The sequence below is a fragment of the Lyngbya aestuarii BL J genome, assembly GCF_000478195.2.
GTDB lineage: Bacteria > Cyanobacteriota > Cyanobacteriia > Cyanobacteriales > Microcoleaceae > Capilliphycus > Capilliphycus aestuarii.
Genome location: NZ_AUZM01000001.1, coordinates 213,788 through 228,418, shown reverse-complemented (window position 1 = coordinate 228,418; position 14,631 = coordinate 213,788). Strand labels below are relative to the sequence as shown.

Sequence of the window (14,631 nt, the reverse complement as noted above, 5' to 3'; positions counted from 1 at the left end):
CTTTCCTCGCACTATCAAATTCGATACAGATTTAGCTTTATATTAACTTTGACGCTTAAATTAACTAACTTTAGATATTGACAAAATTGATATTTTGTGGATAAATCTGACTCCCAGAGGAATAAAAACAGCTTATTCAAGCAGGCTTATGAGTATATTTCAAAACTCGCTATGATTGCATCAACCAAAAGACTAACTTTATGTATTGGCGAGGGAGTCTTGAGCTTGCCATATTGGTATTGTGACTGGTTTTGTTGAGGTGAACTGGCTGATGTTGAAATATTCACGCTGCCAGTTCTATTTCTATATATCCTCCGCCTCTTGCTAACCCGACATCACTTACTGATTAGATTAATGGAACCGCTCAACTCATACATTCAGCTTTCTGCTGTGTTTGAGGTCTTCGTTAATCTTCTAAGTACCCAGACATAAATAAACAGCTTTGTATCAAGAAAGATTAAAAAGTGCTGAAATCCTTTACTGTTGCTTGTCTGTAGCAAGATTGCCTGACTTCACAGTTAACTTTAATTTTGTCCGACTACTTTATAAGTGCTTTATTTCTAGTGAGATGACTGAATAACCTTCCTAATAGAGTTTTCTAGAGAAATGTTACAGCAATGATTACCTAAAGAGTGAAAACTATTCTCAGACCTAAGACCCAAAAACTAAAATTAATATGAGATGCGGCTATACTGGATTGAGAGGCACATTATAGAGCTAGTAATTGGGAATGGGTGTTAAAAAACTTGTAGAGCTGACCGATACTTTAGTGAGTGGTCGGACAGGAAACCCTTTGAGCTATATCCATAAAATGATCCTGACCGAATCGTTGCAGGAGACCCGGAAGACCTATGATCAAATCGCCCTTGAAAATGGCTACTCTCCAAGCTACCTCAAAAATGGAGCCGCTCCGAAGTTATGGAATCTGTTGTCAGATCTCCTGGGTGAAAAAGTCACCAAAATCAACTGTCGTTTTCTACTCGAAAAAAAATTAATTCATTCAGTTGCTTTTAAGGATAAAAACTTCAATAAAATCTCAGATAGAGTCAGTCTAGAATTCCCAGAAGGACAAGTACCACTCGCCTCTGAATTTTATATTGAGCGATCGCCAATAGAGTCTATTTGTTATCAAGAAATTCAAAAACCTCGCTCTCTCATTCGCATCAAAGCACCGCGAAAAATGGGTAAAAGCTCGCTGATGGTGAGAATCCTGACTTTTGCAAAAAACCAGGGATTTAAAACGATAAAAATTAGCCTCAACCGTGCCGAAAGCAAAGTTTTCTCCTCAACCGAAAAATTTCTCCGCTGGTTGTGTGCCAATACCGCCCGACAACTCGGATTAGATCCCCAACTTGATGAATATTGGGATAAAGATCTGGGGGCTTTAGTCAGTTGTACTCTCTATTTTCAGGGATATTTACTCGAACAAGTTGACCGTCCGATTCTATTAGCTCTTGATGAAGTCAATCAGCTTTTTGAATATCCATTTTTGGTGCGAGATATCCTGGTACTGTTGCGATCTTGGCATGAAGAAACTAGAGATATTAGGGAGTGGGAAAAACTTCGCTTACTTTTGGTCAACTCAATAGAAGTGTATATTCCACTTGACCTTAACAAATTACCCTTAAATATTGGTTACTCGGTCGAGTTACCCCCTTTTACCTCGGAACAAGTTTTTGATTTAGCACAACGTCATGGACTGTATCTTTATACTGAGGAGTTATCACAATTAATGAACTTAGTCGGGGGATTTCCTTATCTGGTGAGATTAGCTCTCTATCAAAGTGTCTCTCAACAAATTGATCTAAAACAACTCCTTAAAACTGCAACCAGTGATAGCGGAATTTATAGCCTCCACCTCCACAATCAAGCTTGGTATCTCCAACAACATCCCGAGTTGACAATTTCCTTTCAAAAAATTCTGATGTCTCAAACGCCTATCTCCCTTGATCAAATCGAAGCCTTTAAACTCAAGAGTATCGGGCTAATTCATCTAGAGGGTGATCAAGCAAGAGTAAGCTGTGAACTCTATCGCCAATATTTTCAGTCGAGATGGGAACCTGCACTGGCAATGCACTCTAGAAGTTTTCACTGAGGAGATCTCAAGATTGCATAAGTTCGCTGGACTCAGAGATAGGTTGGGGTAGGTGTTCATCGGGGGTTTGAAACCCCTACCTCTATGTTTGAAACTCAAGTCGATTTTGCTCAAGTGCATCTCCTAGATCCAACAACTGGTGCTGAAATCCTCGATAGTACCCAATGGAGTGGATATTCTGAGCCTTTGGTTCCCTCAATTCTAGACTCATTTCTTCTAGAACCAACAATTATTACTGAGACTTCTGACTTTAGCCTAGACAACAACTCAAATCTGATCGCCACTGATCCCTTGACCGGAGACAGCCTCACCAATACCTTTTTGCTTCCAGTGGTGGATGATACTCTCACGACAGCTCAAGATTTAGGCACAATAGAAGGGACTCAAACGGTAAGTGATTCTGTCGGAATCGATGATTTAAACGACTATTATCGCATTCAGCTTAATAGTGCTAGCAATCTCAATCTCTCTCTCGATGGTTTAACAGCAGATGCAGATTTAGAATTAATCGCCGATTACAATAGTGATGGTTTTGCTGACTACAGTGAAGTGATTGATTCCTCCTATCGCGCAGGAACCTTTTCCGACAATATTTCAGCTCGTTTACCTGCGGGAACTTATTTTATTAACGTTGAACAATATAGCGGTTCTACGCCTTACACTCTGACTGTCTCTGCAACCCCTACAACTGTTGTTGAGTCTGTTTCTGATTTTGATTCGACTCAGGGGTACGGTTTAATTAATGCTTCTGATGCGGTTAGTCGTGCAATTGGTTCTCCGGTTTCTTTTGCAGATGTTCCTGATACTTATTATCCCAATTGGGGACTCAATACAATTAACGTCGCGCAAGTTTGGAGTCAGGGTTATACAGGCGAAGGCGTGGTTGTGGCGGTACTCGATACAGGAGTTGACTACACTCACCCCGATCTTGATGGTAGAATCTGGCAAAATATTGATGAAATTCCCAATAATGGGATTGATGATGATGGGAATGGTTATGCCGATGATGTCATCGGTTGGGATTTTATTTATAATGATGCTGATCCGATGGACTTTTTTAATCACGGAACTCATGTCGCCGGAATTGTCGCCGCAGAAGCGAATGAATTTGGGGTAACTGGAGTTGCTCCCAATGCTCAAATTATGCCTGTACAAGTCATGACTGACTATTTGGGTGGAGTTGAAAGCGTGGCTTCCGGGATTTACTACGCGGTTAATAACGGTGCGGATGTGATTAATATGAGTTTGGGTTTTGAGGATAGCTTCTACAATGACCTGACTCCGCTCCAAGAAGCTGTTCAATTTGCCGCCGAGAATGGAGTGGTCGTGGTATCATCGTCTGGAAACCAAGATTGGCCTTCTCCTTTATACCCGGCTCAATACGCCACAGACTGGGGAATTGCAGTAGGCGCTTCAAACTTTTACAATTCTGTAGCAGATTTCTCCAATGATGCTGGGTTTACGCCCTTAGATTATGTGGTTGCTCCCGGTGTTGGTATTTATTCTACGACACCGAACAACAATTATGAGTATTTCGATGGAACTTCGATGGCGGCGCCTCATGTAGCGGGTGTTGCGGCGTTGATGTTGAGTGCAAACCCCAATTTAACGGTTGCGGAAGTTGAGCAAATTTTGACAGAAACCGCCAATGACTCTGTTTTGATTGCGTGAATCTGAGCGACTTGTTAAACTCAGACGCAGAGTGCATAGGCTCAAAACTTCCAGAAATAAGTATTTGTGAAGGGGAAAACCACTCCGAGTTCAACCCAATCTCTCTTACGGTGAAATAATGAATTAAATCTTTCAGTCTGTTCTCATTCACTATCGCCAACTCAAACTTAAATCTCAATGGGTACTGCGTCAAAATACTGGAAATTGGTTAAACTCACAAGTTCAGGACAGCGGAAAATCTCTGAAATTCCGTCAGCTCAGGCATTTTTTCAGTCAGCACTAACCGAGGGGGCGACTCGTACAGAAGTCTCAGATGTAGCCATTCAGCAAAAATTGACTCAATGGTATCGAGAACCGAAAACGCTTCCTGATTCTCATTTAAGTTCAACTGATGCTCAACTGTGTCTTTTGTGTTTTATTTCTTGGGAAATTGAACAAACCTGCTTATATCTAGAAGCTAAATTTGGGACAGAACATGGGTTTAGTCGTCAAGATTTATTTCCTTTAGTTCTGGATGAATCGGGAGAAATAAACCCCAAAAATAGCTCTTATCAGTCTTTAGCTCGACAAATTCTAGAGAGTTTTGATCCCCAAAAAAGTAGTTTAGCAACCTGGACGAATCGCCGAGTTAAATACCATCCCGAACTGAACACATTTCTGCTCGAACGGGGAATTTATATGGTGAGTAATTGGGCAATATTGAACGATACTCGACCTAAACAACTAGAGCGAATTTTGAGCGAAGTTTATCAACTAACTCCCCTAGAAGTTCAACGCAGTAGCCAGATTTTATCCAGTTATCACAATGTCTATCGTCGTCAACGACTCCAACAACGGAGCAGTGGATTTAAAAGGCGATGTCAACCTCCAACTCCTGAACAATATGAACAAATGGCTAATGTTTTAAACGCTCAATATTATCTCTCAATTCCGACTAAAATGATTGCTCAAAACCTCCAAGAAATTGCGACTCAATTAAGAGATTATCGGATTTATAGTCGAGGCGGACAGTTTCCCACTCAATCTCTAGATAGTTCAAACTCCGAAGGGTTAGAACAATTGACGGCGACTGAACCAACAGAAGACAACGATAATACTCAAGCAGAGTTTTTAGAGCAGTACCGTCAGCAGTTTATGTCTTGTTTAGATCTGAGTTTATTAGAGGTTGTAGAGCAACGGTTGAGTAAATTAAAACGTCGCAACCCCGAAAAGTCAGAACAGTTTTTAAAAGCATTAAGTCTATTTCATTGTCGGGAAGAATCAATGGGAGAAATTGCTAAAAAACTCGGACTGAAAGCCCAATATCAAGTGACTCGTTTGTTAAACTTAAAAGAATTTAGAGCGGATGTCCGACAAAAACTATTGATTCAATTGCGTGACCGTATTCTTGATTTTGCTAAAAGTTATACCGATGTTCAACGCCTGCAAACTCTCGATCACCAACTCGATGAAGCTCTTAATGAAGAAATTGATAAGTTGATGAAAGAAGCGGAATCAGAATCTCACAACTCTCAAGAAAGTTCAACTAAAAGTTTATTTTCTCAACGACTTTGTGAGCAGATAGATTGTCAGTTTAACTGCTAAAAAAATTTATCTTTAATCTCTATGCTATCTAAATGTACTACAATAGAATCTTGCATCAAACCTGACTCATCCTTAACAAGAATAACTAGGAGAAACCATAATGAATAACTCATCTTTACTAACTGAAATTTCACTGGGCTTTGAATCTTTCTCAACTTCATCGATTGCTTTATCAGATGAACATATTAATCAAGCAATAGAACTCAGTCATCCCCTTCAGGATGAATCTCGAAAATGGTTTACTTATTTGAATGCTTTAGCTTTATTTGGTTTTGAAAGCTGGTTAGAAGAACGGGGCGATGATTTCACTGTAAATCGGGAAAATTGCTCTATTTTTCATCCAGAAGTAGCGAATACTATTGAAGCGGTTTGTAATTTATATGTTAATCAATTTAAAGTTTGTCTCGTTACCGTTGGAAGTTTATCTGATGAAATCGTTAGTATTCCTCAAGCGGTATTAGACTTACCCGAATATGCGGCTCAATTATATGTTTTAGTGGAAGTTCAAGAAGAACTTGAAACCGTTGTTGTCTCTCGTTTTATTTCCTATCCAGACCTGATCGCCGCCAAAAATAAGGCAAATTTAGAACCGGATTTAGATTGGACTTATCAAGTTCCCCTCCACTGGTTTGAACCCGAAATAGATCAGTTAATTCTATATTTTCGTTGTTTAGAAACCACAGCAATTTCTTTGCCCGAAACTCCCTCTCGTAAAACTTTACTCTCTACTCAACAAGCACAACTCAAGACTATTTTACCTCAACTTTCGACTCAAAACTCACAGTCAACTCCCCAATTGTGGAATCTATTAAACTGGGAACAAGGAATAGCAATATTCACAAATCCTGATTTGTTGCGATGGGTTTATCAGGTGCAAAATACAACTGATTTAGAACCTGAAATGAGCCAGTCAGAATTTATTCAAACTCAAAATAATTATCTTTCTGATCTGCTCACACTCTTAGGCAAACCCGCCATGAATTTAGGGCGTTGGTTACACGATGAACTTGATAATTTAGCAACAGAATTCTCCTGGGTTCTGATTCCAGAATTCTCGACAGCTACAGGGATGAGAAGTTTGAGATGGGCTTCCGAAGAATTTGAAGCCATTGTAGGAGAACTCAACAGAAAAGGAGAAGAAATTCCGACTCAAGCCAAAGCAGGTTCTCGCGATTTACAACTAGCAGAAACCACTTTACGCTTGTATGCTTTAACTTGGGAATTAGAGTCAGATACCGTTCGAGAATGGAAACTTTTACTGATTTTAGGAACACCTTCTCAGATGAGTTTACCCCATCAAGTTCGGTTAAGAGTAAGTGATGCGACTGGAATTTTAGTTGAAAAAGGATTAAATCCCGATGATGATTATTCTTATATTTTTACTGCGGTTATCGGAAGCTTAGACGAAAAATTTATCGTTACCGCGAGTCTTGGTTCTGAAATTCAAGAAACTTTACCTCCTTTTGGATTTAACCCCGAATCGTAAAATAACTATATCAACAGACAAGATTTAATTTGCATAGGAGGTTAACCTTCAGAGGTATATACGAGTAGAACACTCACCATCTGATCTTATTGAATTTTACCTCTAGATGTTGTTACATGAGAGATGAAATATTTTAGATCTTAAGACTAGGGTTTTTTAGATTATACTACAGGTGTGCATCATGAATATTTGTTTTTCTGAAACTAATCCTCCGCCTTCATTCAACCCAAAACAACAGAACTCAGAAGATCAAACGCTCAAACTTCTAGATCCTATTTCTCGACTTTTAAACACAAGAAATGGTAAAAATAGTCATCTTGTCAAAGCAAACTTACAGCAAGCGGAACTGACTGGAGTCAATTTAGCAGGGGCTGATTTAGAAGAAGCCAACCTCCAAGAAGCAAATCTTGTTAACGCGAATTTAAGAAATGCGAATTTAAAAAAAGCAAACCTCCAAAATGCTAACTTGAGTGGAAGTGATTTGCGGGGTGCTGATTTAAGTTTTGCGATACTCAAAGGTAGTAACTTAACTCGGGCGAACTTAGAAAATGCGGATCTAAAATCAGCCGATTTGGGGTGTTTTTATTCTCAACAAACTCTACTCAATCACGCTAATCTGAAAAATGCTAACTTTGCTCAAGCTAATTTACAAGGAATCTCTCTACAAGCGGCTAATCTCACGGGAGCAAATCTCAAAGAAGTGAATTTGAATCCATATTTATATGAAGACAATACTTCAAAAGTGACAATTGTGAGTGATTTAACAGCTGCAAATTTAAGTAACGCCAATCTCAGAAAAGCCCAACTTAACTCTGCGATTCTAGAGAGTACAAATTGTGAAAACGCCAACTTTAAACAAGCTCAACTTCAGCACACTATTTTCCGCAAAGCTAATTTAATGAATACTGACTTAAGTGAAGTGAATCTAAGTTTTGCTGATTTTACCCAGGCAAATCTTCGAGGTGCGAATTTGAGAATGAGTAATCTAGAAAGAGGCTGTTTAGTAGACGCAACCTTAATCAATGCTAAGTTAGAATTTGCTCGTTTAATTTATCTTGATATGAGTGGAGCGAACTTTAAAGGTGCTAGTTGGAGTCGTGCTGAATTGTCTCATAATATCATGGAAAATGTTACCTTACCCGACGGAACACAATATCATAAATTAACGGATAAAGAATAGAAGATGAACGAAAATCTAATCCTCTTAGTTTTAATCTTTTTGGCTAGATTTTCTTTAATCATATTTTCAACTCTGCTCATCTCAGAACAAAAGGGCGTAAGCTTTGCGCCCCTAAAGTTCACCCCCTCTGATTCAATAGAAATGGCTTAAAGTTTAGCCACAGATTCTCTTTCTATTACCCAAATTAAACGTATATCAATCTATCTTTAGGCTTATCTCGATAGCAAGATGTATTCAATTAAGCATTCATTTAAACTAGCTTTAATAACTATAGTTCAAGTTTAATTGATGGATAATAGTGGATTTTTAAGTAGCTACAGCGATGCAGTTATAACTTCTCTCAGCTTTTTCTGGAAGGCATTATGGGCATTTGTTTTAGGTTATATTATTAGTAGTGCTATCCAGGTGTTTGTTACCCGTGAACGCATGAAACAGACGATGGGAGAAGCGGGAAAAAAGAGTATTGCTCTCGGTACATTTTTTGGGTTTATTTCTAGTTCTTGTAGTTTTGCGGCACTTGCTACCACTAAATCTTTATTTAAAAAAGGAGCGGGTTTTGTGCCTTCTCTGGCTTTTTTGCTGGCTTCTACAAACTTAGTGATTGAACTGGGTTTTATTATTGCGATTTTCTTGGGTTGGCAGTTTGTAGTCGGGGAATATTTGGGCGGAATTATTTTGATTTTATTGATGTGGCAAATTGTTCGTTTAACTCGTCCAAAAAAGTTAATTAAAAAAGCTAGAAGAAGACTCAACGAACAAGAGGGACATGAAGACGAAAATCAAGAAGTTCCTGACTGGAAAGAAAAAATCCAAACTCAAAAAGCCTGGATACAGGTTGCCCATAAATATTTTATGGAATGGGGAATGGTTTGGAAAGATGTCACCTTTGGGTTTACAGTTGCGGGAATTATTTCGGCATTTGTTCCTCGTTCCTTTTTTCAGACTTTATTCATCGGTTCGGGTCAAAATACCTCTCCGGGTTTTTTCGCCATTTTAGAACATACGATTGTCGGCCCTGTGGCGGCTTTTTTCACGTTTATCGGTTCGATGGGAAATATTCCCCTTGCTTCGATTCTTTACAGTAATGGGGTGAGTTTTGCCGGGGTGATGGCGTTTATTTTTAGTGATTTGGTGGTGTTTCCAGTGATTCGGATTAATGCTAAATATTATGGTTGGAAACTCGCATCATATATTATCGCTGTCTTTTTGGCGGCTTTGGTGGGAACATCTCTGATGTTACATTATGGCTTTTCTTTGTTGAATTTACTCCCGGAAACAGGAGGTCAGAGTGCAGCCCAAAGTGAACGTTTTGCGATTGATTATACCTTTTGGCTGAATCTGGTTTTTCTGGGGCTTACAGGGGTTCTGGCTTGGTTAAATTATGGTAAAGATCAAGAAGATGAGGGTAAACATCACGGTCATAGTCACGGTAGCAAAAAAGGAATTATTGAAAATCTTTTATTTTATCTAGCAATTGCAAGTATTATTTGGCTTGTGGGGGGGTTAATCGTTTCGTTAATTGTTTGATTTTGGAGTTGAAAATTTGGATTAAATATTGTATAATATTTAAACTAAGATTAGTATCTTTTTTGGGCTAAACGCTAGCTTAAATTGAAAAAAATATCGAGTATAAAGTTGCACCCTGCCGGGTTTTCACATCAGATTGAGCAACTCTAATACCGAGTTGCTGGGAGAAAGTTGAGTGTAACAAACAGAAAATTGAGTATAATTTAATCCATTTTAGAACCATCTTCGATCACTTTTACCCGTCCTCGAGCCACAGAACGTAATAGTCTATCAATGGAACGTCTTTCTTCTTCGTTGAGAGACTCATCGAGTAAAGCCGCCATCAGTCCATAACGATCAGCTTGGGTTAGACAGTGGTGATCGGTGACAGAAGCGATGATTTCATTAATTGCGCCAGGGAGGAGATTGAGTTGATACATGAGAAATATAGACTCGACCCTATAATTGTCTCATTCCTTTGTAATTATAGGGGTGATACCCTTCAAGGAATTCTTGTGAACTCAACCCCAAAGGCTGGGTGATCTTGATCACTAAGTTGGATCAGTAAAGTTTTATTGAGAGGAAAGTGGCTTTTCATCGATCTTTGATAAGTTTTGTTCTAGGGCGATCGCTTCTGAGTATTCGAGAATTTCCGAGAGAGGTGCCAGAGTTTTTGCAACTTTAGTTTGTTGTTCTAACTGATCGGTATAGGCGAGAATATTCCCTAACCCATTGATAATTTCCCGTAAATTTTCACGAACTTTGGGATCACCAATAAGATCATCAACATCAGAAGTTAATTTTTCAACATTTTGGAGGGTTGTGCGAGCGGAGTCTAGGGTTTGTTGGAGTAAAATCAACGTTTCGGGATCATTAACCGCTTTAGATAAATCTAATAAATTTCCAGAAGCTTCTGCTGCATTCGCCGATAAGACTTCCAAGTTATTTAATAACTGTCCTTGTTGAATTTGATTGAGGATAGGGTTTAGACTGGCAACCGTAGAACTGAGTTCTCCTGTAATCGATTCGATATTATTGAGCGTTGTCGATAAACTCGAACGGTTACTCGCAATTAAAATCTGAACCTCATTACTAATGGTACTCACTTCATTGGCCGCACGTTGTACAGAATTTGCAGATTCAATCGCGGCGCGAGTGACTTCATTGGTTGAGTTTTGTAAGGTCGCCGAAATCGAACTTAATTCAGTTGAAAACGAGCCAATTCCCTGATCCACTGAATTACTAACACTTCCCAATTCCGTGCGAGCAATTTCAACTAACTCCGTCATTTTTGTACTAACTTTGGAGACTTCATCGGCGGCTAATGCGGTACGGGCTGCGGCTTGATTGAGATTTTGAAACAGTTCAGGATTGGTATAAAGTTCACTAAATTCGACCATCGAGGCCATTAATCGTTCTAAACTAACCCCACTTTCTCCAGAGAGGATGATCTCATCACAAATTACAGTTTCTGGACAGTCTGAACTGAGGGGATTAACCTCTTTCATTTCTTCCAATAGAGGAGATTTCGGAATAATATCAACAAAATTGTCACTCAATAATCCACTTTGGATAGAGCGAATCATCACATCCCGAGGAATGACTAAATCTGAGGAATCAATCTCTAATTGAACTTCAACTAAATTAGAAGTGGGCTTAATATTAGTGACTCGACCGACTTTTACGCCCCGATAGCGCACCGGAGTTCCGGGCTGCATTCCTGACGCATCAGGAAACTCGACCCGCAGTTGATAGCCTGTGTTATCAAGACGTAAACCTTGCACCCAAAAAGCAACTGCTCCAAACAAACTTAAGCCCAATAAAGTTAATAATCCAACTGAACCTTCTCGAACTGCTCGCGATCGCATGAGACTTTCCTTTTTAATATAATGGCTTTCAAACTGTCTTCAGACTAGAATTTGATCTCTATCCGTTCTTGAATTTTAGCGATTTTGGGAAAAACTTGGAGTCAAAAAACAATTCTCGTCGTTTTCCATCATTGTTTTAGGATGTTTTGACATGACAAGCCGTGCAAATTGTTACATAAATAGTGAATAAATCCTTAATTTAAAATTTTAATCGGTCCGTCTACGCTCCCACTAAAAAACTGTCGGACGATTGCATTGTCTGTACTGTAGGTTTGCTCAACATCACCCGACCATTTAATTTTACCTTGGTACAGAAAAATCACTTCATCTGCTGTCCGTCGAATCGTGCTATCTTGATGAGTTACCATCACATAAGTTTTGCATCCTCCTCCATTATTTTGGAGGTCACGAATTAAATCTTCAATCACTGTCGATGCAATCGGATCTAAACCGGCGGTGGGTTCGTCATAGAGGATAATTTCGGGATTATGAGCGGGATTTTCAGGGTTCGGTAAAATCGCCCTCGCAAAACTCACCCGTTTTCGCATTCCCCCGGAAAGTTCAGCCGGAAAGCGATCGCCAATTCCGGGTAATCCGACCATTTCCAACTTTTCATCAACTAATTTTTGAATGGTGCGAGCAGGCAATTTGCTATGTTGATAAAGTGAAAATCCGACATTTTCCCGAACCGTCAGGGAGTCAAATAAAGCGGCATTTTGAAACACCATCCCAATCCCAATCGGATCACGAATATCATCAACCCAGCCTTTGCGTTTTAGACCGTTAATATAAACCTCACCCGCATCGGGGATCAGGAGTCCGGCAAGAATTCGCAGGATTGTGGATTTACCCGTTCCCGAAGGGCCGATAATCGCCATGGCTTGTCCTTGATGAATATTCAAGTCAATGCCATCGAGAATGAGATTATTTCCAAAGGACTTGCTAATCCCTCGTAGCTCAATTAAAGTTTCAAAATCATGGGGCATAGAATATTCTGCACAAAAAACCACAGAATCACTTTGATGATCTATTGTACAGAGTGATCACAATACGCAATGCGTCTAGGACTACCAAACAGTGATGGGGTGCAGGGGGAGGTGGGGAGGTTGGGAGGTTGGGAGGAGAGGTTGCCTTTTGCCTTCTAATTGTTCTGTTGTCAGGGTCAAGGATAGTCGGAGTTGTATGAGAAGATAGATTCAGCATGGGGGTGCTAACATCACGCACGGGAGGGGACTGACACGGTTGAATAACTTCAGCCTTCCGTAATCTTGATTAAATCGGTTGTTCTAAGCTTGTTGATACCTCAGAGGTTTTCATCCATGTCAAATGGTTCATTGAAACATAACCTACGCAAGTTAGCAAAATCTCGACATTTTCTCAGTTGGTCGAATCGTTCTCCCCGTCGTGTACGACAGTGGTTTAAATGGTTAGCCCCCGGACTTTTGGTTAAACGCTGGTTACTCATCAGTGCGGCGGGAATGTTCCTCACCAGTTTGGGGTTAGCAGTGTGGACGGGAATGACACCCATTTTTTACCTGCTGCAACTGCTCAAAGATATTTTAGGGTTTATTACCACCGTTGTTCCCAATTTTATCTCCGGGCCTTTGGCGATTATTATCGGTCTATTGTTAATCTTTTGGGGTCAAACTCGCACCTTAAATTCGATTACTCAGGTGTTGATGCCTGAAGGCGATGAACAACTTGTGGATCGGTTGCTGGCCCATCGTCGTTTGCATCGTGGCCCGAAAATTGTCACCGTCGGCGGGGGAACGGGTTTATCGACGCTGTTACGGGGTTTAAAACAATACAGCGCTAATATTACAGCGATTGTCACCGTTGCTGATGATGGCGGGTCTTCTGGACGCTTACGCCGGGAAATTGGGGTGTTGCCTCCGGGAGATATTCGTAACTGTATCGCTGCTTTGGCTGATGAAGAACAGCTTTTAACAGAACTGTTTCAATACCGTTTTAAGGCGGGTGATGGCTTAAATGGTCACAGTTTTGGAAATTTGTTTTTAACGGTGATGAGCGACATTACAGGTGATTTAGAACGGGCAATTGCGGCGAGTTCTAAGGTTTTAGCGATTCGCGGTCAAGTGTTACCCGCAACGTTGAGTGATGTCCATTTGTGGGCAAAATTAGCGGATGGTCGGCGGATTTATGGCGAGTCGAGTATTACCGAAGCTAAAGGCAAAATTGTTAAAATTGGCTGCATTCCTGCCGATCCTCCGGCTTTACCGAAAGTGATTCAAGCGATCGTCGAATCAGATTTAATTATTATTGGGCCGGGAAGTTTGTATACGAGTGTGATTCCCAATTTGTTGGTGCCTGAAATTGCGACAGCGATCGCCAACGCCAATGTGCCTCGGATTTATGTTTGTAATGCCATGACCCAACCAGGAGAAACGGATAATTATACAGTAGCGGATCATATTTTAGCGATTGATAATGCTTGTGGTTGTCGTTTATTTGATGCGGTTTTAGTTCAGGGAAAAGTGCCGTTAGCGCAATCTTTAATTAAATATGCTCAAGAAGGGTCTTATCCGGTAGTTTTAGATCGGGATGTGGTGAAACAGTTAGGGCGAAGAATTGTATTAACCAATGTGATCGAAGTCGATGAAACAACGGGTTATATTCGTCATAATTCCGAACGGTTAGCTCAGGTATTGCTCCGTTGGTATTCTCGCACTTAAGCTTAAGATTGACAACAAATTACGCTTGATAATGTCTAGCAAGCTCACGATTTCTTTGGCTGATTCTCCAGCGACTTATCATTTAGGTCAGCGTTTAGGAGCATTACTTTCTCCCGGTTCTATCATTTTATTAGAAGGTGATTTGGGTGCCGGAAAAACAACGCTGGTTCAAGGTTTGGGCGCCGGATTAGAAATTCCTGAAAATATTGAAAGTCCTACTTTTACTTTAATTAATGAATATCATTCTGGGCGTATTCCCCTCTATCATCTGGATTTATATCGTTTAGAACCCTCGGAAGTTGAACAGTTAAATATTGAATTGTATTGGGAAGGAATAGAAGTTACACCTGGAATTACGGCGATAGAATGGGCGGAACGTTTGCCCTATCAACCCGATGATTTTATTAAAATTGGTTTAAAACATCAAGATGATGGGAGTCGTTTGGCGGAGATTATTTATCCCGAATCTTTACAATTAAAATTGTAAGGGGAAAATTCACCACAAAGACACGAAGATTCGCTCTTGTTGTTTTCTCTGTCGAGCGTGG

At 40.1% G+C, this 14,631-nt stretch carries 11 protein-coding genes; 8 read left to right on the top strand and 3 right to left on the bottom strand.

What is annotated here, in order from left to right; translation table 11 throughout:
- Positions 1–730 precede the first annotated feature (730 nt).
- The 6 genes from M595_RS00935 to M595_RS00910 all read left to right on the top strand — a co-directional run bounded on the left by M595_RS00935 (position 731) and on the right by M595_RS00910 (position 9,543).
- On the top strand, positions 731–2,095 hold the full coding sequence (locus tag M595_RS00935; protein WP_040483367.1) for an AAA-like domain-containing protein: 1,365 nt from the start codon (positions 731–733) through the stop codon (positions 2,093–2,095).
- Positions 2,096–2,179: 84 nt separating this feature from the next.
- Positions 2,180–3,766: a S8 family serine peptidase gene (locus tag M595_RS00930; RefSeq protein WP_023064040.1), complete on the top strand. Its 1,587-nt coding sequence runs from the start codon at positions 2,180–2,182 to the stop codon at positions 3,764–3,766.
- A gap of 177 nt (positions 3,767–3,943) precedes the next feature.
- Positions 3,944–5,350, top strand: a complete 1,407-nt coding sequence (locus M595_RS00925; protein WP_023063928.1) for a ligand-binding sensor domain-containing protein — start codon at positions 3,944–3,946, stop codon at positions 5,348–5,350.
- A 100-nt stretch (positions 5,351–5,450) separates the two neighbouring features.
- Complete coding sequence (locus tag M595_RS00920; RefSeq protein ID WP_023063866.1) at positions 5,451–6,836, top strand: DUF1822 family protein; 1,386 nt, start codon at positions 5,451–5,453, stop codon at positions 6,834–6,836.
- A 181-nt stretch (positions 6,837–7,017) separates the two neighbouring features.
- Positions 7,018–8,016, top strand: coding sequence for a pentapeptide repeat-containing protein (locus tag M595_RS00915; RefSeq protein WP_023064000.1), 999 nt, complete (start codon positions 7,018–7,020; stop codon positions 8,014–8,016).
- A gap of 288 nt (positions 8,017–8,304) precedes the next feature.
- Positions 8,305–9,543, top strand: coding sequence for a permease (locus M595_RS00910; protein ID WP_023063963.1), 1,239 nt, complete (start codon positions 8,305–8,307; stop codon positions 9,541–9,543).
- Between the two features lie 203 nt (positions 9,544–9,746).
- Here M595_RS00910 and M595_RS00905 read toward each other — a convergent pair whose 3' ends face one another.
- The 3 genes from M595_RS00905 to M595_RS00895 all read right to left on the bottom strand — a co-directional run bounded on the left by M595_RS00905 (position 9,747) and on the right by M595_RS00895 (position 12,376).
- Positions 9,747–9,962: a hypothetical protein gene (locus tag M595_RS00905; RefSeq protein ID WP_023064052.1), complete on the bottom strand. Its 216-nt coding sequence runs from the start codon at positions 9,960–9,962 to the stop codon at positions 9,747–9,749.
- Positions 9,963–10,094: 132 nt separating this feature from the next.
- A complete protein-coding gene (locus tag M595_RS00900; protein ID WP_023064062.1) occupies positions 10,095–11,390 on the bottom strand; it encodes an MlaD family protein in 1,296 nt (431 codons plus the stop codon).
- Between the two features lie 194 nt (positions 11,391–11,584).
- Positions 11,585–12,376: an ABC transporter ATP-binding protein gene (locus M595_RS00895; RefSeq protein WP_023063918.1), complete on the bottom strand. Its 792-nt coding sequence runs from the start codon at positions 12,374–12,376 to the stop codon at positions 11,585–11,587.
- 333 nt (positions 12,377–12,709) lie between these two features.
- Here M595_RS00895 and M595_RS00890 point away from each other — a divergent pair, with 333 nt between their 5' ends.
- Positions 12,710–14,083, top strand: coding sequence for a gluconeogenesis factor YvcK family protein (locus tag M595_RS00890; RefSeq protein WP_023063906.1), 1,374 nt, complete (start codon positions 12,710–12,712; stop codon positions 14,081–14,083).
- Positions 14,084–14,114: 31 nt separating this feature from the next.
- Positions 14,115–14,570: a tRNA (adenosine(37)-N6)-threonylcarbamoyltransferase complex ATPase subunit type 1 TsaE gene (gene tsaE / locus M595_RS00885; RefSeq protein WP_040483366.1), complete on the top strand. Its 456-nt coding sequence runs from the start codon at positions 14,115–14,117 to the stop codon at positions 14,568–14,570.
- The last annotated feature ends 61 nt before the right edge of the window (positions 14,571–14,631 follow it).

Bases quoted from the DNA above. Each gene is read 5' to 3' on its own strand.
- M595_RS00935 (WP_040483367.1), top strand. From the start codon at position 731: ATGGGTGTTAAAAAACTTGTAGAGCTGACCGATACTTTAGTGAGTGGT.
- M595_RS00930 (WP_023064040.1), top strand. From the start codon at position 2,180: ATGTTTGAAACTCAAGTCGATTTTGCTCAAGTGCATCTCCTAGATCCA.
- M595_RS00925 (WP_023063928.1), top strand. From the start codon at position 3,944: ATGGGTACTGCGTCAAAATACTGGAAATTGGTTAAACTCACAAGTTCA.
- M595_RS00920 (WP_023063866.1), top strand. From the start codon at position 5,451: ATGAATAACTCATCTTTACTAACTGAAATTTCACTGGGCTTTGAATCT.
- M595_RS00915 (WP_023064000.1), top strand. From the start codon at position 7,018: ATGAATATTTGTTTTTCTGAAACTAATCCTCCGCCTTCATTCAACCCA.
- M595_RS00910 (WP_023063963.1), top strand. From the start codon at position 8,305: ATGGATAATAGTGGATTTTTAAGTAGCTACAGCGATGCAGTTATAACT.
- M595_RS00905 (WP_023064052.1), bottom strand. From the start codon at position 9,962: ATGTATCAACTCAATCTCCTCCCTGGCGCAATTAATGAAATCATCGCT.
- M595_RS00900 (WP_023064062.1), bottom strand. From the start codon at position 11,390: ATGCGATCGCGAGCAGTTCGAGAAGGTTCAGTTGGATTATTAACTTTA.
- M595_RS00895 (WP_023063918.1), bottom strand. From the start codon at position 12,376: ATGCCCCATGATTTTGAAACTTTAATTGAGCTACGAGGGATTAGCAAG.
- M595_RS00890 (WP_023063906.1), top strand. From the start codon at position 12,710: ATGTCAAATGGTTCATTGAAACATAACCTACGCAAGTTAGCAAAATCT.
- tsaE (WP_040483366.1), top strand. From the start codon at position 14,115: ATGTCTAGCAAGCTCACGATTTCTTTGGCTGATTCTCCAGCGACTTAT.